Raw genomic sequence first — 21,500 nt, 5'->3', positions numbered from 1 at the left:
CCGAGGCGAAGCCGCAGGTCAGAACTCCACTTCCAGCTCGCTGATTTCATCGGGTTCCTTCTTCGCCTCCGCGATCCATTCCTGCAGTTCGGGCATGGAGAGGATCTGCTTGCAGTACGCCACCGGCACGGGATCCAGCTCCACGCCATAAGTCACGAAGCGCGTCACCACCGGTGCGTACATCGCATCGGCCATGCAGCGTTCGCCGAACAGGTAGGGACCACCGTACTGTGTCAGGCACTCGGTCCAGATCTGGGTGATGCGATCGATATCCGCCTGCGCGCGCGACCACACCTTGAAGCCCGGAAAGTGCCCCTTCAAATTCATCGGCAGGGCCGCGCGCATGGCCGCGAAGCCAGAGTGCATCTCACCGCAGATAGCCCGGCAATGCGCGCGCGCGGCGCGATCGTCGGGTAGCAGCCCGGCCTTGGGACGAACCTCGTTGAGGTATTCGGCGATGGCCAGCGTGTCCCACACCGTCACGCCCTGATGCAGCAAACGAGGCACCAGGATGGAAGGCGATAGCAGCAGGATTTCCGCGCGCGCCGCGGCATCGTCCGGCGGCACCAGCACCTCCTCGAACTCGAGTCCCGCGAAGCGCGCCAGCAGCCAGCCCCGCAGGGACCACGACGAATACGTTTTACTGCTGATGGTGAGTGTCGTCCTTGCCATCGTGCCTCCTTGCCACCTGGATAAACGTTGATCGCTGCATGGCGGGCGAACGCCATTCGTCGTATGTCTGCCAGTGAACAGTGCGCCCGTGCGTCTCGCTGCAGTATCGTGCTACGTGCTTTGTGCCCGCAGTCTTCTACTATGAATTTGTACTACATCGTGGCAAAGCCATTGGTACCGACTGTGCGGCCTGCGCCGAAAATGCGCGCAGCGGCCAGGCTCTTTTTTCTCTCTCACAGACGCAGACGCGCTGCGGCGAGGCCGGCACCGGCACGGTGCGCAGCACGGCACCAGCATGAGGCGTACTGCCGGCAACGCTCCGCGCGCGCGGTCCGCGCGCGGCGCTTGCGCCGCATACGAGCCAGAACAGGTCGTCCTGTTCCGCCGTACGGAAAGGCCCGCAAGCCTCATGCCATGGCGATCGCCGTGGCATGCATATTGCGGATGATGAGGTCAACGCATAAAAGGGGCGAGCCATGCTGTACCAGGTGTACCAGACTTATGCGGACATCATGCAACCGGCCTGCAGCGTGGCCGACATGGTGGCGACCACGCTGGCCGGAAATCCGCGCCTGGCGGACTGCGAGCCGATGCGCGCCACGCGCGCCGCCTGCGAAGTGCTGGCGCTGAGCCGGCTGACGCACCACCGGCACGCGTTCGACATCGGCAGCGTCATGGTAGACGGCGTGCCGGTACAGGTCAGCGAGGAAGTGACGGCACGCACGCCGTTCTGCTCGCTGCTGCACTTTCGCAAGCACGGCATCACCGGGCAGCCGCGCGTGTTGCTGGTCGCACCGATGTCGGGCCACTTTGCCACGCTGCTGCGCGGCACGGCGCAGACCATGTTGCGCGACCACGATGTCTATATCACCGACTGGCACAATCCGCGCGACATCTCGCTGGCGCACGGCCGCTTCGGCTTTGACGAGTTCGTCTACCACCTGATCGATTTTCTGCACGTTCTCGGTGCCGGCACGCATCTGATGGCTGTCTGCCAGCCGACCGTGGCGGCACTCGCCGCGGTGGCCCTGATGGCCGAGGACGGCGACCCGGTACAGCCGCCCAGCCTGACGCTGATAGCCGGCCCCATCGACGCCCGGATCAATCCGACCAAGGTCAATGAGCTTGCCACCAGCAAACCGATCGAGTGGTTCGAGTGTTCGCTCACCAGCTATGTGCCGATGCGCTTCACCGGCGCCATGCGCCGCGTTTATCCGGGCTTCATGCAACTGCTCGCCTTCATGAGCATGAACAGCGAACGCCACCAGCAAGCATTTCGCGATCTCTACGACCTGCGCGCCAATGGCGAGCACGAGCGCGCCGATGCGATCCAGGTGTTCTACGAGGAATATTTCGCCACCATGGACCTCACCGCCGAGTTCTATCTCGAGACCGTCAGCATGGTGTTCCAGCGTTTCCTGCTGGCGCAGGGCCTGCTCGACGTGGGCGGCCGCCGAGTGGACACGCGCGCGATCCACCGCACGGCGCTGCTTACGGTGGAAGGCGAACGCGACGATATCTGCGCCATCGGGCAGACCATGGCCGCACAGGAACTGTGCGGCAGCCTGCGGCCCTATATGCGCATGCATCATGTACAAACCGGCGTGGGCCACTACGGCGTGTTCAACGGCAAGCGCTGGGATGCCCAGGTCTATCCGCTGGTGCGCAACGCGGTGCACATGAGCCAGTGAAGCGTCTCGCCGGCGACGGGGCCGGCGCAGGGCGCCTCAGCGTTGTCGGGCTAGGCTGCGTCCCGCTTCGCCGGCCACGGCGTCACCGGCGGTACCGCGCACGGCCCTTCGACGCCGACCGTGCCGAAGTCGGCCGGCCCGACGATTTCGAGGTACTCCATATCCGGCGAGTAATCGAACAGGTAATGGGTGATGCCGGGACGCTGGTGCACGCAATCCCCGGCCGCCACCAGCGTCTCCTTGTCCTCGTACATGAAACGCGCCCAGCCCTTGAGCATCAGCACGACATGGAACTGCGCCTCGTGCCGGTGCCAGCCGGTGCCCTGCTCGGGTGGCCGGTTGGCCTTGACCAGCTGCACCAGCAGCTTGCCGCCGGTAGCCTCGGCAATACCGAGATCGCGGTAGAGAAAAAAGTCGCGCAGGCCCTGGTCGACGAAGGCAGTGTCCTGGGGGCGTACGTGGGAGAACTTGGTGGAGGTGGAGGCAGCGGCGGATTCGCCGACCGGATCGCTGCCGGACTTGCTGAGGGACTCGGCCATGACAAGCTCCTTTCGCTAAGAGGAAAGCTCCGCGCTGCGACGCAACATTCACGCCAGCGGCAGGTCCCGGGTGCCGCCGCGCGGCGGGGCGGGTAGAACCGCCGAAATGTGAGGCGCGAGCCGCTGCGCCTGGCAACCGCCGGGAGCAGCGCACCGGGCATGCACTCGCCGCGGGCGGGCGATGTTCCCGCCTGGCGCTTCCGGGCACCGGGCCGGTGCCCGCTGCCGCGATGCGGCCGGGCGCACGGATGCGCGCCGCGCAATGGCGGTTATGATGCAGCGATTCCATTCGCAGGACTTCGCATGCAAGCACTCCCCCTTAGTCTCTTCCAGGGCCAGGAATTAGTCCAGGTCGGGGACGAACACAGTTTCCTCCTGCTCGCCCCGCAATCCGGCGGCCGCCTGGTGCGCTGGGTACATTGCGGCGAGGACATCCTTTATTGGCCGGACCATGCCGACTGGTCGCAGGCAGCCCGCGTGCGCGGCGGCAACCCGCTGCTGTTCCCCTTCATCGCCAGGCACTTCGCCGAGGGCACGCCCGGCGCGTGGAAAGATGCCGATGGCGTGGTGCGCGCACTGCCGAACCATGGTTTCGCACGCGACCTGCCCTTCACGGTCACGCAGCATGAAGCGGGGCGCGGCATCGCCATGGCGCTGCAATCCTCGGATGCCACGCGCGGGAGCTACCCCTTCGAATTTACATTCGAGGTCACTTACCGGCTGCTGGAAGACGGCCTCGAAGCCACGCTGCGCACACGCAATACCGGCGCGCAGGCCTTACCGTATTACGCGGGCCATCATTTCTATTTCGCGCTCGCCGCGGAGGCACGCGCGGCTTGCTCGCTGGCCATGCCGGCGGCGGAACTGATGCGCCAGCGCGAAGACGGCTCGCTGGCAGCGAACGGAGCCGGCGCCGCATCGTACCGGCTCGACGACGCGCGCCTGCAGGATACTTTCCACGTACTGCAGGCGCCGCCGGCAAACCCGGGGGCCTGCACGCTGGCAATGCCGCACGGCCGCCGGCTCTCGATCGAACTGGATTCGCCCACGCCATGGTTCGCCGTCACGACATGGTCGGAGCGTCCTGACTCCGATTTCTACTGCGTGGAGCCGTGGCTGGGCCTGCCGAATGCCATCCATCACGGCACCGGGCTGCGCTGGCTCGCACCAGGCCAGGAGGAAGCGGCGGTGTGCCGGCTGCGTCTGGATCGGTAGAGGGCATCCGGCGGACAAGGCGAAGAACGGGTGGCGGTGCGGCGCGCCGCCCGCGTCGAAAAGCGGATGGAGTGGAGCCCAGCTATACGGCCTCGCAGCGAGAGCTCACAACTCCACATGAGGGACTCTAGCTCGCCGCCATCCCTTTTTCCGCCAGTTCCTTTTTCGCGCTTTCGTTCTTGGTCAAATGCGTCAGGCCCATGCCGCGCAGAACGTTCGGAGCCTTGGTGAACTGGATATTGTCATAGCCCACGATCTCGATGCGATTGCCCCAGGGGTCGCGGAAATCCAGAAACGGACCGTCGATCGGCTTGACCCCCGCCGCCTTGAGGGCGGCGCGCGCCGCCTCCTTGTCATCGACAACGAGGCCGACATGCCGGCCGTCATCGGGGGGCTGTTTGCGTCCCGCCTGCAACGCGATGAACTGGTCGCCAAGATCGATGAAGGCCATCGTCTTGCTCTTGCCGCGCAATTGAAAGTCGAAGATGCGGCCATAGAATGCCAGCGCTTCCTCGATATCGCCGACTTCCAGCGCTACGTGGTTGAAGCCGATAGCGCGCGGCTTTGTGGAATCGACCATTTGGCCCTCCTCTGTCATCGGTGGATAGCGCTCACAAGCTCGCTCACAACATTGTCCGCTCGCTTGGCGGATCACGGTTGCGGTGGCCAACTTGGCCGGCGCCCCGGAGACAGCCTCCTACTGTGCGACACCTCAAGTATGGAGATTGAAGTCGTCTCACACTAGACGGTCAAACAGGATTTGTTTAATCCATTTCTGGATAAGTATCGCGCTCGATCCGAACGATCTGGTGATGTTCGTCCAAGTCGTCCACGCCGGGTGCTTTCCCGGCCACGGCGCGCGTGTGCGTGCTTCCTGCGAACATGTACATGACACGCGCCACGAACAACGTCGAGCTTGAACCTCCCTACCAAACGGCAGGAGCCGCGATGCTCTCGAATTTTGTCGAACGTCCGATCACCGCCCCGGCGCTGTCGTTCAACACACGTGGCACGTGCGTCCGCCGAGGGTCGGCTGCGGGCGTAGCGAATGCAGCCGTCCGCATGGCAGTGGATACATTTTCGCATGTAGCGCCCGCGTCGCACGCTTGCACAAATCACCAGAACCCGCGTAGAATCGCGGTTTCGCGGGCGTCGTATAATGGCTATTACCTTAGCTTCCCAAGCTAAAGACGTGGGTTCGATTCCCATCGCCCGCTCCACATCAGATTAAGACGAGCCGCCTTCGCCACCTGGTCGCATGCCCGACCAGGTTTCGCCCGGCGGCTTTTTTGCTGCCATGCTCCCCCAAGACCCGAGTTCCGACCCGACGCCGGCCAATGCTGCCGACATCGCCGACAACGCGCCCACCCAGGCCGCCGACGGCAGCGATGTGGCCCATCCTCGCCGCATCCGTTCCTTCGTGCGCCGCGCCGGGCGTACCTCCACCGGCCAGCAACGCGCCATCGACGACCTGGGCCCGCGCTTCATCCTGCCCTACGCACCGCAGCCGCTCGACTGGGAAGCCGCGTTCGGCCGTGCCGCGCCGGCGATCCTCGAGATCGGGTTCGGCATGGGCGAAACCACGGCGCATATCGCGCAACTGCGCCCACAGGACAACTTCCTCGGCTGCGAGGTGCACGAGCCCGGCGTGGGCGCCCTGCTCAAGCTGATCGGCGAGCGCGGGATCGGCAATGTGCGGATCATGCCGCACGACGCGGTCGAGGTCATCGCGCATATGCTGACGGAATCCTGCCTGGACGGCGTGCATATCTTCTTTCCCGACCCCTGGCACAAGAAGCGCCACAACAAGCGGCGCCTGGTGCAGCCGCCGCTGGTGAAGCTGCTGGCCAGCCGGCTCAAGCCGGGCGGCTACCTGCACTGCGCCACCGATTGGGAAGAATATGCCCACCAGATGGTGGAAGTGCTTGCCGGCGAGCCGGCCCTGGTCAACACCTCGGATGCCGCAGGTGGCTTCGCGCCGCGGCCGGACTACCGCCCGGTGACCAAGTTCGAGCGCCGCGGCGTGCGCCTTGGGCATGGCGTATGGGACGTAGTGTTCCGCAAGCGGGCCTGAAACTGCGCGGCAGCGCGCATGAAAAAAGCCGCCAGGGCCCAAACCCTGGCGGCTTTTTTTATCCACCGGCCGTGCGCTATACCCGCTTCAGGCATGCCACGCGATCAGGCCCGAGTAGGCAGTCGCCAGCACGATGATGCCGAAGACGATGCGATACCAGGCGAACGGCTTGAAGTCGTGCGTCGCCACGAAGCGCAGCAGCCAGCGCACGCACAGGAAGGCCGACAGGAAAGCGAAGACGAAGCCGATGCCGAAGATGCCGAGATCGTCGGCGGAGAGCAGCGCGCGGGACTTGTACAACTCATAGACGGTGGCGCCGAAGATCACCGGGATCGCCAGGAAGAAGGAGAACTCGGTGGCCACCTGGCGCGACAGCCCGAACAGCATGCCGCCGATGATGGTTGCGCCGGAACGCGAGGTGCCCGGGATCAGCGCGAAGCACTGGGCCAGCCCGACCTTGATGGCATCGCGCCAGTGGAGATCGTCCACCGATTCGATCCGGGGCGCGCCGGCCTTGGCGGCTTCCAGCAGCGCATTGCCCTGGGGGTGGGAGACCTGGCCACGACGGCCTTCGCGCCACTCGGCCAGCAGGATCACCACGCCGCCGACGATAAACGCGGTCGCCACGGTAATCGGATTGAACAGGTGAGCCTTGATCCACTTTCCGAAGACCAGCGCCAGTACGATCGCCGGCACGGTGGCCACGATGACGTTGATGGCGAAGCGGCGCGCTTTTTCTTCGGTGGCCAGGCCGCGCACGACGGTGGCGATGCGGTGGCGGAATTCCCAGCACACCGCCAGGATGGCGCCGAACTGGATCACGATCTCGAAGATCTTGCCCTTTTCATCGTTGAAGTCGAGCAACTGGCCGGCCAGGATCAGGTGGCCGGTACTGGAGATGGGCAGGAACTCGGTCAGTCCTTCGACGATACCGAGGATCACGGCTTTCAAGGCGAGAGCAATATCCATTCTTGTTGGGAGAGCGAAGGAGAGAAGGTAAGGGTAAGGAAATCAAAAAACGAAGAAAGCCAAGGAAACCGGCAGCCATCGCCACCGTTCACGGCAAGACCGCATGTCCGCCACCATGATGGCGGTGCACCATTTTGCACCCCGTGCGTTACGGACGATTGATCTTGACGTTGATCCCGTTGGACAAAACGGTAATTGTACCGGGCTCGACACTGGCACCGGCGACGCGCAGCTGGTCGGGGCGGAAAGTGTAGAGCGGATAGCCCTGCAGCAACTGCTCGGCCAGGATCCCGCCGAGCGCGTTGAGCTGGCGCGCGAACTGCGGCGGCAGGCCGGTCACGTCGAACTGCTGTACCTGGGGATCCTGCAGCACGATGGCGCGGGTGGCCTGGTCGTAGCGCAGGCCGCTGTCCAGCGCGAAGCGCCCGGTCAATGCCTGGCGAAAGAACAGGCGGTTGTCCACGGTGGCGTCGAACTGCACATTGACACGGTTGCGCCCAGGGTCCAGCGTCAACTGCGGATTGGCGAGCTGGATGTCGAACAGCTCCATATAGCGCTTGTTGAACGGGAACTTGCGCTCCAGCGCCGCTTGCAGCTGGCTCTGCGAGAAGGTGTAGTCGTTGCCCAGCGCGCCGCAGGCGGCCATGCCCACCGCCAGCGCAGCGCCGGTGCCTGCTGCCAGCCAGCGCCGGCGAGTCATCTTGATCATCTGTAGCTTCCTTGGCGGATTCCTTGGGGCTTCCTTCGGCATTCAACCGGCATGGCCCGGCGCGGTAGCGGCCTCGAGCCGCGCCAGCCAGGCCAGTGCCTGCCCGCGCGATTCGCCGCACATGTCGGCGGCGGGCTTCAGGCCGGCACAGAACGCCGGCCGCGAGGGGTCGCCAAAAATCGCGCAGCGCCGGTCGGGCAGCAGCTGCACGCACGGTACGCCGGCCGGCTTGCCGTCGGGCATGCCGGGAATGGGCGAGGTAATCGAGGGCGCGGTGCAACAAGCACCACAATCGGGCCGGCAGGAAAGTTGAGACTGATGGAGCATGGCAAAGGTTCAGGCGCGGACGGACCGGCAGCCCCGTATTGTGCCCCAGACGGTCCCGAGGGCACCCGCTTGACCGCCGGAATCGGCTCCACTACATTACTGACCCAAGAGTTATTTATTTGCGAATCGCAGAAAACACCGGCATAGGTGCGCGGCGTCCCCAGTGAACAAATCCCCAGATCAGAACCAGGAAGCGGCGAACACCAAGCGTTGGGCACGCCGCAAGGCTGCGCGCCCGCAAGAACTCGTGGCGGCCGCGCTCGACCTGTTTGTCGAACGCGGCTATGCCGCCACCCGCCTCGAGGACGTGGCAGCCGCGGCAGGCGTGTCCAAGGGGACAGTGTATTTGTACTTCGCCAATAAGGAAGAGCTGTTCAAGACCGTGGTACGCGAGAACCTCGTTCCCGCGCTGGCCAGGGGCGTTGACCTGGTGGAGAACTACGAGGGCTCCACGCCGGAGCTGCTGCGCGAATTGCTGCGCGGCTGGTGGGGCCTGATCGGCGCCACGCCGGTGGCGGGCCTGACCAAGCTGATCATGGCCGAATCCAGCCACTTCCCGGACATCGCGCAGTTCTACCAGGAAGAGGTCATGCTGCCCGGCGATGAGTTGTTCGCACGCGTGCTGGCGCGCGGCGCGGCACGCGGCGAGCTGCGGCAGGTGCCGGCCAACCCGACCACCACCCTGATCTGCGCCCCGCTGGTGTTCCTGATGCTTTGGCAGCGCGCGTTCAGCGCGTCGTCGCGCATCGAGATCGATCCCGAGGCGTTTATCGACAACCTGCTCCAGATGCTGCTGTTCGGCCTGACCACCGGCGCGGCGCGCGACACGCCGCTGCCGCCCCAGGTCGGGCCCTATGTCTGGGAGCGGATACAGCAGGAAGCCCAACAAGAAGCCCTGGCGCAAGTGCCGGGGCAGCAGGACGCGCGGCCCGCCCCGGCGCGGCCCCCGGAGACCGCATGACCCGACGCAAGAAGATCCTGATTGCCATGCTCGCCACTGTCGCCGCGATCGCGGTGCTGGGCACCGCCGCCGCAATGCGCAAGACCGGCGGCGGCAAGCCAGCCCCCGCTCCGGCGCAGGCGGCAGCGCCAGGCACGGTGGAATTCCTGCAGTCGGACCTGGTCGATGCCACCACGCAAGACCTGCGCGTCTCGCTGCCTTTGTCCGGCGGCCTGCGGGCGCTCAACCAGGCGTCGGTCAAGGCCAAGGTGTCGGGCGAAGTGCAACAGGTGCTGGTACGCGAGGGCGAAGCCGTGCGCGCCGGCCAGGTCATCGTGCGCATCGACGCGACCGAATACCAGGCCAAGGTGGCACAGGCGCGCGGGCAGATGCTGGCGGCGCGCGGCCAGTATGAAAACTCCAGGCAGACCTACGAGCGCAACCGCGAGCTCGTCGGCAAGGGCTTTATCTCCAAGACCGCGTTCGACAATTTCCAGAGCAACCTGGACGTGGCGCGCGCCAACCTGGACGCCGCCCAGGGCGGGCTGGAGGTGGCGCAGAAAGCGCTGGCCGACACCGTGGTCAAGGCCCCGCTGGACGGGCTGGTCGCCGCGCGCGCGGTGCAGCCCGGCGAAAAGGTCTCGCCCGATACGCGCCTGATCGACGTGGTCGACCTGCGCACGCTGGAACTCGAGGCGCCGATCCCGATGGCCGACGTGGCGCGCGCCAGCATCGGCCAGGCCGTGCAGCTCGAGGTCGAAGGCAGCGGCCGCTTCGAGGGCAAGCTGGTGCGCATCAACCCGGCGGTGACCCAGGGCACGCGCAGCATCATGGTCTATGTGCGCGTCGAGAATCCCGATGCGCGCCTGCGTGCCGGCATGTTCGCCCAGGGCGCGCTGGTGCTCGGCCACCACGCCGGCGTGGTGTCGGTGCCCGTCACCGCGGTGCGCAGCGACGGCGAACGCGCCTTCGTGTACACCATCGAGAACGACGTGCTGGCCGAACGCGAGGTCAAGCCCGGCATTCGCGACGAGGGTAACGGACTGGTGGAAATCACCAGCGGCCTCGCCGCCGGCGCCAGGGTGGTGCGCAACAACCTCGGCACCCTGCGCGCGGGCAGCCGCGTCAAGCTGGTCAAGGCGTAGGAGCCCCGCCCATGTGGTTCACCCGCCTGTCGATCCATAACCCGGTGCTGGCCACCATGATGATGCTGGCCTTCGTCGTGGTGGGGCTGTTTTCCTACCAGCGGCTGCCGGTGGACCAGTTCCCCGACATCACCTTCCCCATCGTCGTGGTGCAGACCGAGTACCCCGGCGCGGCACCGGAATCGGTCGAATCGGACGTGACCCGCAAGATCGAGGAAATCGTCAACACCATCTCCGGCATCGACGAGATCTTCTCGCACTCCTACCAGGGCAACTCGGTGGTGGTGATCAAGTTCGACCTCTCCGTCGACGTGGGCCAGGCCGCGCAGGACGTGCGCGACAAGATCGCGCTGATCCGCCCGCAGTTCCGCGACGAGGTCAAGGATCCGCGCGTGCTGCGCTACGACCCGTCCGAAGCGCCGGTGTTCTACCTGTCCGTATCGAACGCGCCGGGCGCCACGCGCACGCAGCGCGAACTGACCACCATTGCCGACCAGATCGTGCGCAAGCGCCTGGAAACCGTGCGCGGCGTGGGCGCCATCAATATCGTGGGCGGCACCAAGCGCGAGGTGGAGATCCGCATCCGCCCCGCGCAGCTGGAAGCGCTCGGCATCGGCGTGAACCAGGTGATGGACGCCATCCGCAACGAGAACCAGGAACTGCCCGCCGGCGAATTGCGCTCCACCTCCACCGAAACGGTGGTGCAGATCAAGGGCCGCATGATCACGCCGGACGCCTTCCGCCGCATCATCGTGGCGCGCCGCGCCGGCCAGCCCGTCACGCTGGAGCAGGTGGCCGACGTGCGCGACGGCGAGGAGGAACAGGAGAGCCTGGCCATGCTGGACGGCAAGCGCGCGCTGTTCCTGGCGGTGGTCAAGGCGCAGGGCCAGAACACCGTCGATACCGTCGACGGCCTGATCAGCATGACGGACGAAGTGCGCAAGCTGGTGCCCGCCGGCGTGCAGCTCACCGTGGTGAACGATGCCGCGCGCGGCATCCGCAGCAGTGTCAAGGAAGTCCGCTCCACGCTGCTCGAAGGCGCCATGCTGACGGTGGCGATCGTGTTCCTCTTCCTCGGCTCCTGGCGCAGTACGGTCATCACCGGGCTGACGCTGCCGATCGCGCTGATCGGCACCTTCGGCGTGATGTATATGTTCGGCTTCACGCTCAATGTGATCACGCTGATGGCGCTATCGCTATGCGTGGGCCTGCTGATCGACGATGCCATCGTGGTGCGCGAGAACATCGTGCGCCACAACCTGATGGGCAAGGACCATCGCGCGGCGGCGCTGGACGGCACCAACGAGATCGGCCTGGCGGTGCTGGCCACCACGTTCTCCATTGTTGCGGTGTTCCTGCCGGTGGGCTTCATGGGCGGCATCATCGGCCGTTTCTTCCACCAGTTCGGCGTGACCGTGGTGGCGGCGGTGCTGATCTCCATGTTCGTCTCCTTCACGCTGGACCCGATGCTGTCCTCGGTCTGGCATGACCCGGACCTGCACGGCACCGGCAACAAGAAGAGCCTGTACGGCCGCACCGTCGGCCGCATGCTGGACTGGTTCTCGGCGCGCATGGATGCGCTTGGCCATGGCTATGGTTCGATGCTGGGCTGGGCGCTCAAGCACCGGCTGGCGACCGCCATCATCGCCGCGGTGACGTTCTTCGGCAGCTTTGCGCTGGTGCCGCTGATCGGCACGGAATTCGTGCCGGCCGCCGACCTGGGCGAAACGCAGGTCGGCTTCACCACACCGGTGGGCACCTCGATGGCGGTGACCGAAGCCAAGGTCAGGCAGGTGGAAACCGCCCTCAAGGCCTTCCCCGAGGTCGCCTACACCTACGCCACCATCAACTCGGGCAACACGTCCGGGCGCAACAACGCGCTGGTCTCGGTGCGCCTGACCGATCGCCGCGCGCGCCAGCGCACCACCACCCAGCTCAACCCGATGATCCGCGAGCGCCTGGCCGGCATCGCCGGCATCACGCTGACCATGGTCGGCATGCCGGACGGCGCCGGCGGGCAGAAGGCGCTGCAGGTCTCGATCCAGGGCGACGACCTGGAAACGCTGCGGCGCCTGTCGCAGGAAGCCAGCCGTCGCATGAGCGCCGTGCGCGGCCTCACCGACCTCGACTCCAGCATGAAGGACGACCGCCCCACGGTGGAAGTGCGCATCCGCCGCGAGCTGGCGTCCGACCTGGGCGTTGGCATCGTGCAGATCGGCAACGCGCTGCGGCCGCTGCTGGCCGGCGACGCCATCAGCTCCTGGCGCGCGCCCGACGACCAGAACTACGACGTGCGCGTGCGCCTGCCCAAGGATGCCCGCACCGGCATGGCCGATCTCAGCGGGCTGATGATCGCCAGCAGCCAGACCAACGCCGACGGCTCGCCGCGCATGGTGCCGCTGCGCCAGATCGCCGAGCTGATACCCACCACGGGCGCCAACCAGATCAGCCGGCGCGACCTCAGCCGCGAAGTGGAACTGACCGCCAATACCGCGGGCCGCTCGCAAGGCGAGGTGGCGCGCGAGGTCAAGCTGGCACTGGACGGCATGAATTGGCCGGCCGGATACAAGTACCGCTTCGGCGGCTCCACCAAGTCGATGAACGAGTCGTTCGGCTTCGCGGTGTCGGCACTGGCGCTGGCGGTGATCTTCATCTACATGATCCTGGCCTCGCAGTTCGCCAGCTTCTTCCAGCCCATCGCCATCATGACCTCGCTGCCGCTCACGCTGGTCGGCGTGTTCGCGGCGCTGCTGCTGTTCCGCTCCACCCTGAACATGTTCTCCATCATCGGCTTCATCATGCTGATGGGCCTGGTGACCAAGAACGCCATCCTGCTGGTGGACTTCGCCAACCAGGCCAGGCGCGGCGCCGACGGCCAGCCACCGATGTCGCGCGAGACGGCGCTGATTGCGGCCGCGCGGGTGCGCCTGCGCCCCATCCTGATGACCACGCTGGCGATGATCTTCGGCATGGTGCCGCTCGCCTTCAGCCTGGGCGAAGGCGCGGAGCAGCGCGCGCCGATGGGGCAGACCGTGATCGGCGGCATCATCACCTCGTCGATCCTGACCCTGGTGGTAGTGCCTGTGATCTATACGTATCTGGACGATTTCAGCGCCTGGCTGGGCCGGCTGTGGCGTGGCAAGGCGGCAGCCCCGGCGGCAGCCTTGCCGGCCGCCGACGACACGCCAGCACGCGGGCCGGCGAGCGCGGAATGAAGCGTCCCCGCGCCCTGCCCCGCAATGCCGCGGCCATGGCCGGACTGCGGCATGGAGGCGACAGCCTGGCCAACGTGCTTCGGCAACTGCCTTGTCGAGGGGTTAAAATAGCAGGTTTGACGGATTTCACCGGCCCCTGGCACCGCGCGGCCGGAATTCAGAACTGATTAGCGGTTGGCACTGGAAGGAATGGCAAGATGGATCTCGAAAAAGCCCGATTCAATATGATCGAACAGCAAATCCGCCCATGGGATGTGCTGGATCAGGAAATCCTGGACCTGCTGGCCGTGGTCAAGCGGGAGCAGTTCGTGCCGCAGGCATACGCCGCGCTGGCCTTTGTCGATATGGAAATCCCGCTGCCGGGCGGCCAGAACATGCTGGCCCCGCGCGTCGAAGCCCGTATCCTGCAGGACCTGGCCGTGCGCAAGCACGAGCAGGTGCTGGAAGTCGGCGCCGGCTCCGGCTATATGGCCGCCCTGCTGGCCCACCGCGCCCGCCACGTACTCACCGTGGACATCCTGCCCGAGCTGGCCGCGCTGGCCCGCAAGAACCTGGCCGACGCCGGCGTGACCAATGTCGACGTGGCCGAAGGCAATGCCGCCGCCGGCTGGGCCGCCAGCGCGCCCTATGACGTGATCTGCATCTCGGGCGCACTGCCCTCGGTACCCGCGGCCATCCTGTCGCAAGTCAAGGTAGGCGGACGCATCGCCGCCTTCGTCGGCAGCCTGCCGGCGATGGAAGCGCAGATCATCACGCGCGTCAGCGAGACCGAGTACAAGACCGTCAACCTGTTCGAGACTGCCGTCACGCCGCTGCTGGGCGCCGAGCAGCCTTCGCGCTTCCACTTCTGAGCGGTACTCCCGATATGCAGGTAATCAACGCTCCCGAACTTGCGCAGTGGCTGGCCGACGCCAGCCGCCCGCGACCGGTGCTGCTCGACGTGCGTGAAGGCTGGGAGGTGCAGACCTGCGCCATGCCCGGCATCACCCATATCCCGATGGGCCAGATCCCGGCGCGCGCCGCCGAACTCGACGAGGAAGCCGACATCGTCTGCATCTGCCATCACGGCATGCGCAGCATGCAGGTAGCAGGCTTCCTCGAGCGCCAGGGCTTTGCCAAGGTCTACAACCTGACCGGCGGCATCGACGCCTGGGCCCACCAGGTCGACCCGGCCATGCCGAAATACTGAAGCGGCACCGGTGGTGCCACGGGCAATACACGCAGTACAAAGCAAAGCGGTGCAAGCGATAGAAGCAACAAGCAATACGCGATACGCGATACGCAATTCACGCACCGCAGGCGCAAGCATCAAACGTATCAAAAGCATCAATCCCACGGCGCCGGTTTGCTCCGGCGCCATTCCCCTTGAACGCTGATCGATAGAAACGTTAGCCGCGCGCCCGGTGCCCGGCACACTGGAGATGTCATGAGGTTTGCGCTTTTCCCTGCGCGGGGCGTGCCCAAGACGCGCCTGGCACTGACAGGTTCCCTGCTTGCGCTGCTGCACCTGCCGGCCGCGCACGGTGCCGACCTGCTCCAGGTCTATCGCGACGCCCAGGCCAACGACGCGCAGTTCGCCAGCGCGCGCGCGCAACTGGCGGCGAGCCTGGAAAAGCTGCCGCAGGGACGCTCCGGCCTGCTGCCGCAGGTCAACGGCACGGCTGGCGCCACGCGTACCAAGATCGACCAGTCCGCGCCCATCGTCGGCGACCGCTTCATCAACGGCAATAACTGGGCGCTGCAACTGGTCCAGCCGCTGTTCCGCTGGGACCGCTGGGAAACCTACAAGCAAGGCGAACTGGCCGCGCTTGCCGGCGAGGTCAGCTTCAGCCAGGCGCAGCTCGACCTGATCACCCGCACTTCGCAGGCTTATTTCGACGTGCTGGCATCGCAGGACAATCTCTACCTGGCCGGCGCGCAAAAGAAGGCGATCGGCGAGCAACTGGCGCAGGCCAAGCGCAACTTCGAGGTCGGCACCGCCACCATCACCGATGCCAACGATGCGCAGGCCCGCTACGACCTCGCCATCTCGACCGAGATCGCGGCGCAGAGCGACCTCGAAATCAAGCGCGCCAACCTGCAGCAGATCACCGGCAAACCGGTCGACGAACTGCTCGGCCTGCGCGCGGCAGCCACCCTGCCCGGCCCGCAGCCGGCCGATGTGAACACCTGGGCCAGCCAGGCCGAGAACACCAATCCGCAAGTCGGCCTGGCCCGCTACAACCTCGACACCGCCCAGCGCGAATACAACAAGGCGCGCGCCGGCCACCTGCCCTCCGTCGATCTGGTGGCCTCGTACGGTTTCAACAACTCCACCGGCAGCGCGGTCCAGACCGTCAACGTCAGCAGCCGCTACAACAGCGCTCAGATCGGCGTGCAGCTCAACGTGCCGATCTACAGCGGCGGCCAGATCCAGTCCCGGGTGCGCGAGACCCAGGCACTGGCGGACAAGGCCGCCAGCGACCTCGAATTCGCCCGCCGCACCGCCGCGCAGAGCGCGCGGCAGAATTACTCCGGCGTATTCAACGGCCTGGCCCAGGTCAAGGCGCTCGAAGCCGCCGAGCATTCGGCGCAGAGCGCGGTGGAATCCAACCAGCTCGGCTATGAAGTGGGCGTGCGCATCAACATCGACGTACTGAACGCCGAAGCGCAGCTGTTCTCCACCCGCCGCGACCTCGCCAAGGCGCGCTACGACACCATCATGAACGGACTGCGCCTGAAGGCCGCCACCGGCGCGCTGGGCGAGGACGATGTGGTACAGATCAACACCCTGCTGACCTCGATGCCCGGCTCGATGTACAAGCTGCCCGGGAAGGTCAAGCTGGGCACGGCATCGCCGACGGCCAGTCCGGCCGCGAAGCGCCCCGCCACACGCCGCGAGGCCATTGCCGGAGCACCCGCGCCGCGCAGCTGAAGGCGGAATACCGGACAGCTATCGGCCATCGGTATCGACTGAAAAACAAAACGCCGCGGCTTTGAACCGCGGCGTTTTGCGTACTGCCCCAGGCTCGCGAAAACTGGCTCAGTTTGCCCGCGTGCGGGACTCCACCTTCAGCAACTGCCAGCGGATCGCCGACGCATCCGCGGGCGGGTTGTCCACCCGGGTCTCGCGCACGCGCAGGGTGTAAGCCGTGCCGGGCTCGAAATCCAGACCCTCGATCGGGCCATACCACAGCGTCCACGATGCATTCGGATTTTCGCGGACGCGATAGCAGGATTGCCGGACTACGCCCGTGCACTCCACGCGCTGCGAATCCACGTAGACGGTTTTCTCCACGCCACCGGCCGCCTGCGCCTCCATCTTGTCGCCGCGCTGGCCCACGCCTTCGCGCTCGATGAACTGCAGCAGATCGCCGTTCGCGGTCTTCCAGATGATCTGGCGCCCCATCGACCCCGCCGACGGCTGCGTGCCCACCGTAGTGAACGGCGACTGCATTGCCGTCAGCAACGCGTTCTCCAGTTCGGCCCGCGGCGGAATACAAGCCATGCGCGTTGCCGCCAGCGGGTCGAAGCGCATGCCTGTCGACGTCTTGCCATAGCCGCCGGTAAAGCGGTTGCAGCCGCTGTATCCGCTGACCGTGCCTTGCGCGGAGTCGATGCCGCTATTGAACTCGAAGATGATCGGCTGGCCGTTATCGCCATGCGGGATGGATCTAAGCGAGCCGTCGGCCTGCTGCCAGCGCACCAGTTCCCAGCGGCTGGGGCCGCCGGCCTGCGCCTCGTTGAGGCTGGCGCCGGCGCCGGGAGAATCCGGGGCTGGCGCGGTGGTGCAGGCGCCCAGTGCAGTGGCAAGCAGTACGGCACAGGTGGCACGTGCGATCAGCACGCCGGGCGACGAACGGGAAATTTTCTGCATCTTTTTCTGCATCTGGAAGCTCCTGGTAGGGGCAGCGAGCCTGGCCCGCAAGGCAATCAGTTTAACGGACTGCGCGGCGGCGGCCCATCGGGCAGTGGCCTACAAGGCGCGCGAGGCGCGCGAGGCGCGCCAGCATACGATCCACGACGATCTGCGTGCGGTGGCAAACACTCCGCCACGCCCCCACCCACTACAGTGGAAACACACAGCGCGAGTCCTGGCATTGCCAGGCCATCCGCACAGAGCGTCAAAGCCGACACCGGGGGGTAGTATGGCTTCGAACAGCAAGATAAGCCGCACGCGGGCGGATTGCCTGGCCGTTGCCATCGGCGCCGCACTACTGTCCGGCCAGGCATGGGCCGCCATGGAAGACGAATTCCTGCAAGCGGAACCCATCACCGCCGATCCGAGCGGGCTGCGGGTAGAAGCCAGCTACGACGCATTCAACAAGACGCTCGATGTCTTTAAACTGCGCGATCACCGGGACACCGCCGAGCGTACCGGCGACTATAGCGGCGGCCGCATCGCGATCGGCTACAAGTTCTCGCCGGCGTGGTCTGTAGAGGCAACCTACTGGCGCCGCAACATCACGTTTCAGCGGGATACCGACAACATCAACAGCTGGCAACAGGCCGCGCACTACGGCATTCTTGCCGCCCCCGATGGCGAACGCAAACTGACGCTGAAACCCTCCGCCTGGGGCGACTATGCCAGCAGCCTGGCGAGCAGCACGACCACGCGCAGCAATGGCACCAGCTTCGGCAATCTCAGCATCGCGCACGCCAACGACGTCCAAGCGCAGGCAGACCTGATCCACTCAAGCCGGCTGTGGGAGTACAACCTGCTGAGCGGCTTGATCACCGGCGGCTTCAGCCGGGTCACGGCCGGCGAGTTCCAGGGCGCTTACCAGCAGGGCAACTGCCGCTTCAACGTGCAGGTGGGATCGAACAACAAGGCAACCGCGGCCCTTGCCAACCCATGCCGGGTCGGCCGCGCCACCGCGCGCAACCTCCAGCTTAGTGTCAACGCCAGCCGGTACGGCCTGGATGTCGACCGCGACTAGGATCATCGCACTGGCAATATGCGCGGTTCGGCGCGATGGCCGGCTACTATTTTCCATAGCTGTTCCGCAACGGCATCGACGACCGGCTCAACAGATTCGGCGTGCCGCAGGTGCGGTTCAACCAGACGGTCGGGTTGGAATTCTCGTATGCGCCGATGAAGTATTTTGAAATCTTCCGGCGCGGAAGAGTGTCAGAACAGCTTTGTGGGGTGTGTGCAGATTTTGTATAACGCGGCTACGACCAGTCGCTGGATAAGTTTTATGGGTTGGCTTCGGTGGGGGTGCGGGTTTATGGGTTTTAGGTTGGGGGTGAAGATCGACAACAGGCCCCAGCACCGGGCTTCCGTCCTCAGGCCGTGGCCATCTCAGGCCTCCACCAACCCTCCAGCAGTCTGTCCGTGATTGTCAAGAGCAAAGCATCTTCGCGAAACCAATCCCTGGCATCGCGCAAAGCCTGTTCCTGCCGGAGATCTTGCCTGACACGTTGGGCTCGCGCCCATTCCAGAGCCCCGGCCACCCGAGTCGTCTGGTGCGGTTCGACGGTTTTCGCCTTGGCAAGCGCCGCGGCCATGTAGCCCGCGCCGGCTGCACGATTTGGCGCCGCCAGAAACGTCCGCAACGCTTCCTGGACCGAAATCTCGGTATGCGGTCTAAGCGCATCCGCGCAGGCCCAAGCCCTATCGAACCGGAAGCCCGGCGGCAGTTTAGCGCGGGCTACACTCGCGAACTGCGCACGGCTGGCTTCCCTATCCTGCGACATCAAGATGAACGTGCCGAGGATATGCCGTAGCTCGTCAACATGACCCTGGCGGGAAAAGAGCGGTCCAGGCAAAACGTTTGCCCAGAAATGCATGAGTCGATCCAGAACGGACGATCTTGAGTGAGCCGAGCGAAGAATGGCTGCCAGCTCTCCTGTTTCCTTGGGTACCTGGTGCATCAGCCGGAGGATGATCTCCGGGCCATAGAGCTGTTCCCGGTCCGGAGACACTGTCAGCTTGGTCACCATCGGATCGGCCGAGGTTGCCCCCTTGGTGTGCTGCGCGACGGCGCGCAGCACTTGATCCCGCAGCAGAGGAGGAATCGGCAGGTCCTCCATTACTTCCCGAGCCAGCAGAAAGCTCAGGCGGGCGTGTAGTCCCCCACACCAAGGACCTCCGAAAATGCGTTCCTCGGCCCATCGGCCATGGTCGTGAAGCAGCGCGCCGAAGACGCCAACCCTCTCATACCCGCGGACCCGCTCCGCCTGGATATACTCGATCGAGGTGGCCGGCACCTTGTACATGGCATGGCGGCTATCGTGCGCCGGCATGGCCCAGCGAGCAATGTCCGCCATCTGCGCCCAGAGCCGCTGAAACAAATGAAGAAGGACAGCCTGCCCTTCCCCACTCTCGTACCAGGCGTCGAGCGTAGCCTTCTCGGCTACATCAGGAACCGCTCTGCATGCTTCCATGAAAGCTGCGACTTCACGCTTCGCTTCGTCGGTAAGGCCCGTCCTGAGCGATTCAGTCACGTCGTCAACTAGCAGACGTTGGAACCATGAAGTCGTCATTGCAGCTTCCGTAAGGTCGTTATGACTGGCCCCGGGTGGCATGTCGGAATGACAATGGCGTGGCGGCCAGCCCCTCCCTCAAACACTCACTGAACGCGACCGTAGTGATCTTCGAATCGCACGATGTCGTCTTCGCCGAGATAAGAGCCGGATTGCACTTCGATCAGTTCGAGCGGGATCTTGCCAGGATTTTCCAGCCGGTGCGTCACGCCGAGCGGAATATAGGTCGACTGGTTTTCCGACAGCAACAACACCTGATCTCCGTTGAAGACCTTGGCGGTACCGCGTACCACGATCCAGTGCTCGGCCCGATGATGGTGCATCTGCAAGCTCAGGGACGAGCCCGGTTTGACCACGATACGCTTGACCTGGAAGCGATCGCCCTGATCGATCCCCTCATACGAACCCCAAGGCCGGAACACCCTGCGGTGGGTAACCGACTCATGCCGGCCCGAGCGGTTCAATTGCTCGACGATCTTCTTCACGTCCTGCGCCCTGTCGCGGCGAGAGACCAGGATGGCATCGGCGGTTTCCACGATAACCAGGTCCTGCACGCCAACTACCGCGACCATACGGTGCTCGGCGCGTACATACGTATTGCTTGCGTCTTCGACCAACACGTCGCCGAAGAGCGCGTTTCCGTTGTCGTCGGCGGCTGCAATATCGGCCAACGCCGTCCACGAGCCGATGTCGTTCCAGCCCAAGCCGGCTGCGGTCACTACTGCAGCGCGCTCGGTCTTTTCCATCACGGCGTAGTCGATCGACACGTTCGGGCTGGCACTGAATGCCTCCGCGTCCAGACGCAGGAAGTCGGCATCGCGTTTGCCAGCTTCGACGGCCAGCTCGGCCTGGCGCAGGATTTCCGGCTCATGGCGGCGCAACTCCTCCAGATAGGCTGACGCCTTCAGCATGAACATGCCGCTGTTCCAGTAGTAGCCGCCCTCCTCGAGAAAACGGCCGGCGGTGGCGGAGTCCGGCTTCTCCACAAAGCGCTCGACCAGATAGGCGCCGTCGTCGGCAGCCAGGGCTTCGCCACTGCGGATATAGCCATAGCCCGTGTGCGGCTCGGTCGGCTCGATGCCGAAAGTCACCAGATAGCTGTCCTTGGCGATATTCGCCGCAATCGTGGCCAGCTTGCCGAACACCGCGTCGTCCAGGATCACATGGTCGGAGGGCAACACGAGCAGGAGTGCATCCGGCGTTGCCTGTAGCGCAAGCAATGCGGCCACAGCCACAGCGGGAGCGGTATTGCGGCCGACCGGCTCCAGCACGATCGACGAGGGTTTCACATCGATGCTGCGCAGTTGCTCGGCGACGAGGAAGCGTTGCTCTGCGTTGGTGATGACGATGGGCGCTGCCACATCGGCCACGCCCCGCAGACGCAGTGCGGTCTGCTGCACCAGCGTGTGTTCGCCGGTGAGTTTCAGATACTGCTTCGGATAACCACCGCGAGACATGGGCCACAGACGGGTCCCACTGCCGCCACAAAGAATGACGGGATGAATATTCATGCCAACTCCCACAAGGACTAAGACT

20 protein-coding genes and 1 tRNA gene are annotated in these 21,500 nt (G+C 65.2%); 11 read left to right on the top strand and 10 right to left on the bottom strand.

The window, feature by feature from the left end:
- Positions 1 to 18 precede the first annotated feature (18 nt).
- Positions 19 to 672: a glutathione S-transferase family protein gene (locus P3W85_RS35035; protein WP_017226402.1), complete on the bottom strand. Its 654-nt coding sequence runs from the start codon at positions 670 to 672 to the stop codon at positions 19 to 21.
- 476 nt (positions 673 to 1,148) lie between these two features.
- Here P3W85_RS35035 and P3W85_RS35030 point away from each other — a divergent pair, with 476 nt between their 5' ends.
- On the top strand, positions 1,149 to 2,363 hold the full coding sequence (locus P3W85_RS35030; RefSeq protein WP_017226400.1) for a polyhydroxyalkanoate depolymerase: 1,215 nt from the start codon (positions 1,149 to 1,151) through the stop codon (positions 2,361 to 2,363).
- A gap of 50 nt (positions 2,364 to 2,413) precedes the next feature.
- Here the strand turns inward: P3W85_RS35030 and P3W85_RS35025 are convergent, their stop codons facing one another.
- Positions 2,414 to 2,902 (bottom strand): cupin domain-containing protein, encoded by a 489-nt coding sequence (locus P3W85_RS35025; RefSeq protein WP_276268135.1) that lies wholly within the window; start codon positions 2,900 to 2,902, stop codon positions 2,414 to 2,416.
- Between the two features lie 303 nt (positions 2,903 to 3,205).
- Here P3W85_RS35025 and P3W85_RS35020 point away from each other — a divergent pair, with 303 nt between their 5' ends.
- Positions 3,206 to 4,117: an aldose epimerase gene (locus tag P3W85_RS35020; RefSeq protein ID WP_276268134.1), complete on the top strand. Its 912-nt coding sequence runs from the start codon at positions 3,206 to 3,208 to the stop codon at positions 4,115 to 4,117.
- Positions 4,118 to 4,244: 127 nt separating this feature from the next.
- Here P3W85_RS35020 and P3W85_RS35015 read toward each other — a convergent pair whose 3' ends face one another.
- Entirely contained in the window at positions 4,245 to 4,787 is a 543-nt protein-coding gene (locus P3W85_RS35015) for a VOC family protein (RefSeq protein WP_276268133.1), read from the bottom strand.
- A 94-nt stretch (positions 4,788 to 4,881) separates the two neighbouring features.
- Positions 4,882 to 5,007 (bottom strand): hypothetical protein, encoded by a 126-nt coding sequence (locus P3W85_RS35010; RefSeq protein ID WP_276268132.1) that lies wholly within the window; start codon positions 5,005 to 5,007, stop codon positions 4,882 to 4,884.
- A 255-nt stretch (positions 5,008 to 5,262) separates the two neighbouring features.
- Here P3W85_RS35010 and P3W85_RS35005 point away from each other — a divergent pair.
- Positions 5,263 to 5,337 (top strand) — tRNA-Gly (locus P3W85_RS35005).
- Between the two features lie 77 nt (positions 5,338 to 5,414).
- Entirely contained in the window at positions 5,415 to 6,191 is a 777-nt protein-coding gene (gene trmB / locus P3W85_RS35000; protein WP_035810833.1) for a tRNA (guanosine(46)-N7)-methyltransferase TrmB, read from the top strand.
- A gap of 87 nt (positions 6,192 to 6,278) precedes the next feature.
- On the opposite strand, the gene P3W85_RS34995 is transcribed toward trmB, so the two are convergent.
- The 3 genes from P3W85_RS34995 to P3W85_RS34985 all read right to left on the bottom strand — a co-directional run bounded on the left by P3W85_RS34995 (position 6,279) and on the right by P3W85_RS34985 (position 8,196).
- Positions 6,279 to 7,160, bottom strand: a complete 882-nt coding sequence (locus P3W85_RS34995) for an undecaprenyl-diphosphate phosphatase (protein WP_276268131.1) — start codon at positions 7,158 to 7,160, stop codon at positions 6,279 to 6,281.
- Positions 7,161 to 7,308: 148 nt separating this feature from the next.
- Complete coding sequence (locus P3W85_RS34990; RefSeq protein WP_017226393.1) at positions 7,309 to 7,869, bottom strand: DUF1439 domain-containing protein; 561 nt, start codon at positions 7,867 to 7,869, stop codon at positions 7,309 to 7,311.
- Positions 7,870 to 7,911: 42 nt separating this feature from the next.
- On the bottom strand, positions 7,912 to 8,196 hold the full coding sequence (locus P3W85_RS34985; RefSeq protein WP_035810819.1) for a YkgJ family cysteine cluster protein: 285 nt from the start codon (positions 8,194 to 8,196) through the stop codon (positions 7,912 to 7,914).
- Between the two features lie 163 nt (positions 8,197 to 8,359).
- Here P3W85_RS34985 and P3W85_RS34980 point away from each other — a divergent pair, with 163 nt between their 5' ends.
- The 6 genes from P3W85_RS34980 (at position 8,360) to P3W85_RS34955 (ending at position 16,410) form a co-directional block, all read left to right on the top strand.
- The gene (locus P3W85_RS34980) at positions 8,360 to 9,157 is read left to right on the top strand and encodes a TetR/AcrR family transcriptional regulator (RefSeq protein WP_017226391.1); all 798 of its coding nucleotides are present in this window, start codon (positions 8,360 to 8,362) and stop codon (positions 9,155 to 9,157) included.
- Positions 9,154 to 10,281: an efflux RND transporter periplasmic adaptor subunit gene (locus P3W85_RS34975; protein WP_276268130.1), complete on the top strand. Its 1,128-nt coding sequence runs from the start codon at positions 9,154 to 9,156 to the stop codon at positions 10,279 to 10,281. Before P3W85_RS34980 ends, P3W85_RS34975 begins: the two co-directional genes overlap by 4 nt.
- Before the next feature lie 11 nt (positions 10,282 to 10,292).
- Positions 10,293 to 13,496, top strand: coding sequence for an efflux RND transporter permease subunit (locus P3W85_RS34970; protein ID WP_276268129.1), 3,204 nt, complete (start codon positions 10,293 to 10,295; stop codon positions 13,494 to 13,496).
- A 197-nt stretch (positions 13,497 to 13,693) separates the two neighbouring features.
- Entirely contained in the window at positions 13,694 to 14,347 is a 654-nt protein-coding gene (locus P3W85_RS34965; RefSeq protein WP_017228623.1) for a protein-L-isoaspartate O-methyltransferase family protein, read from the top strand.
- A 14-nt stretch (positions 14,348 to 14,361) separates the two neighbouring features.
- On the top strand, positions 14,362 to 14,685 hold the full coding sequence (locus P3W85_RS34960; protein ID WP_017228624.1) for a rhodanese-like domain-containing protein: 324 nt from the start codon (positions 14,362 to 14,364) through the stop codon (positions 14,683 to 14,685).
- A 237-nt stretch (positions 14,686 to 14,922) separates the two neighbouring features.
- On the top strand, positions 14,923 to 16,410 hold the full coding sequence (locus P3W85_RS34955; RefSeq protein ID WP_276268128.1) for a TolC family outer membrane protein: 1,488 nt from the start codon (positions 14,923 to 14,925) through the stop codon (positions 16,408 to 16,410).
- Positions 16,411 to 16,518: 108 nt separating this feature from the next.
- Here P3W85_RS34955 and P3W85_RS34950 read toward each other — a convergent pair whose 3' ends face one another.
- The gene (locus P3W85_RS34950; protein ID WP_276268127.1) at positions 16,519 to 17,352 is read right to left on the bottom strand and encodes an META and DUF4377 domain-containing protein; all 834 of its coding nucleotides are present in this window, start codon (positions 17,350 to 17,352) and stop codon (positions 16,519 to 16,521) included.
- On the opposite strand from P3W85_RS34950, the gene P3W85_RS34945 reads away from it, so the two are divergent.
- Complete coding sequence (locus P3W85_RS34945) at positions 17,303 to 18,415, top strand: hypothetical protein (RefSeq protein WP_276268126.1); 1,113 nt, start codon at positions 17,303 to 17,305, stop codon at positions 18,413 to 18,415. The genes P3W85_RS34950 and P3W85_RS34945 overlap by 50 nt on opposite strands.
- Positions 18,416 to 18,764: 349 nt before the next feature.
- Here P3W85_RS34945 and P3W85_RS34940 read toward each other — a convergent pair whose 3' ends face one another.
- The gene (locus P3W85_RS34940) at positions 18,765 to 19,964 is read right to left on the bottom strand and encodes a hypothetical protein (RefSeq protein WP_276268125.1); all 1,200 of its coding nucleotides are present in this window, start codon (positions 19,962 to 19,964) and stop codon (positions 18,765 to 18,767) included.
- Positions 19,965 to 20,050: 86 nt separating this feature from the next.
- Entirely contained in the window at positions 20,051 to 21,475 is a 1,425-nt protein-coding gene (locus tag P3W85_RS34935; RefSeq protein ID WP_276268124.1) for a mannose-1-phosphate guanylyltransferase/mannose-6-phosphate isomerase, read from the bottom strand.
- Between the last annotated feature and the right edge of the window lie 25 nt (positions 21,476 to 21,500).

Source organism: Cupriavidus basilensis, assembly GCF_029335485.1.
Classification (GTDB): domain Bacteria; phylum Pseudomonadota; class Gammaproteobacteria; order Burkholderiales; family Burkholderiaceae; genus Cupriavidus; species Cupriavidus basilensis_E.
The sequence above is the reverse complement of the archived record's forward strand: the minus strand, read 5'-3'. Positions and strand labels throughout refer to the sequence as shown.

Bases quoted from the DNA above. Each gene is read 5' to 3' on its own strand.
- P3W85_RS34960 (WP_017228624.1), top strand. From the start codon at position 14,362: ATGCAGGTAATCAACGCTCCCGAACTTGCGCAGTGGCTGGCCGACGCC.
- P3W85_RS35010 (WP_276268132.1), bottom strand. From the start codon at position 5,007: ATGTACATGTTCGCAGGAAGCACGCACACGCGCGCCGTGGCCGGGAAA.
- P3W85_RS35025 (WP_276268135.1), bottom strand. From the start codon at position 2,902: ATGGCCGAGTCCCTCAGCAAGTCCGGCAGCGATCCGGTCGGCGAATCC.
- P3W85_RS35035 (WP_017226402.1), bottom strand. From the start codon at position 672: ATGGCAAGGACGACACTCACCATCAGCAGTAAAACGTATTCGTCGTGG.
- P3W85_RS34950 (WP_276268127.1), bottom strand. From the start codon at position 17,352: ATGCAGAAAATTTCCCGTTCGTCGCCCGGCGTGCTGATCGCACGTGCC.
- P3W85_RS34975 (WP_276268130.1), top strand. From the start codon at position 9,154: ATGACCCGACGCAAGAAGATCCTGATTGCCATGCTCGCCACTGTCGCC.
- P3W85_RS34955 (WP_276268128.1), top strand. From the start codon at position 14,923: ATGAGGTTTGCGCTTTTCCCTGCGCGGGGCGTGCCCAAGACGCGCCTG.
- P3W85_RS34985 (WP_035810819.1), bottom strand. From the start codon at position 8,196: ATGCTCCATCAGTCTCAACTTTCCTGCCGGCCCGATTGTGGTGCTTGT.
- P3W85_RS35030 (WP_017226400.1), top strand. From the start codon at position 1,149: ATGCTGTACCAGGTGTACCAGACTTATGCGGACATCATGCAACCGGCC.
- P3W85_RS34995 (WP_276268131.1), bottom strand. From the start codon at position 7,160: ATGGATATTGCTCTCGCCTTGAAAGCCGTGATCCTCGGTATCGTCGAA.
- P3W85_RS34965 (WP_017228623.1), top strand. From the start codon at position 13,694: ATGGATCTCGAAAAAGCCCGATTCAATATGATCGAACAGCAAATCCGC.
- trmB (WP_035810833.1), top strand. From the start codon at position 5,415: ATGCTCCCCCAAGACCCGAGTTCCGACCCGACGCCGGCCAATGCTGCC.
- P3W85_RS35020 (WP_276268134.1), top strand. From the start codon at position 3,206: ATGCAAGCACTCCCCCTTAGTCTCTTCCAGGGCCAGGAATTAGTCCAG.
- P3W85_RS34940 (WP_276268125.1), bottom strand. From the start codon at position 19,964: ATGACGACTTCATGGTTCCAACGTCTGCTAGTTGACGACGTGACTGAA.
- P3W85_RS34990 (WP_017226393.1), bottom strand. From the start codon at position 7,869: ATGATCAAGATGACTCGCCGGCGCTGGCTGGCAGCAGGCACCGGCGCT.
- P3W85_RS34935 (WP_276268124.1), bottom strand. From the start codon at position 21,475: ATGAATATTCATCCCGTCATTCTTTGTGGCGGCAGTGGGACCCGTCTG.
- P3W85_RS34970 (WP_276268129.1), top strand. From the start codon at position 10,293: ATGTGGTTCACCCGCCTGTCGATCCATAACCCGGTGCTGGCCACCATG.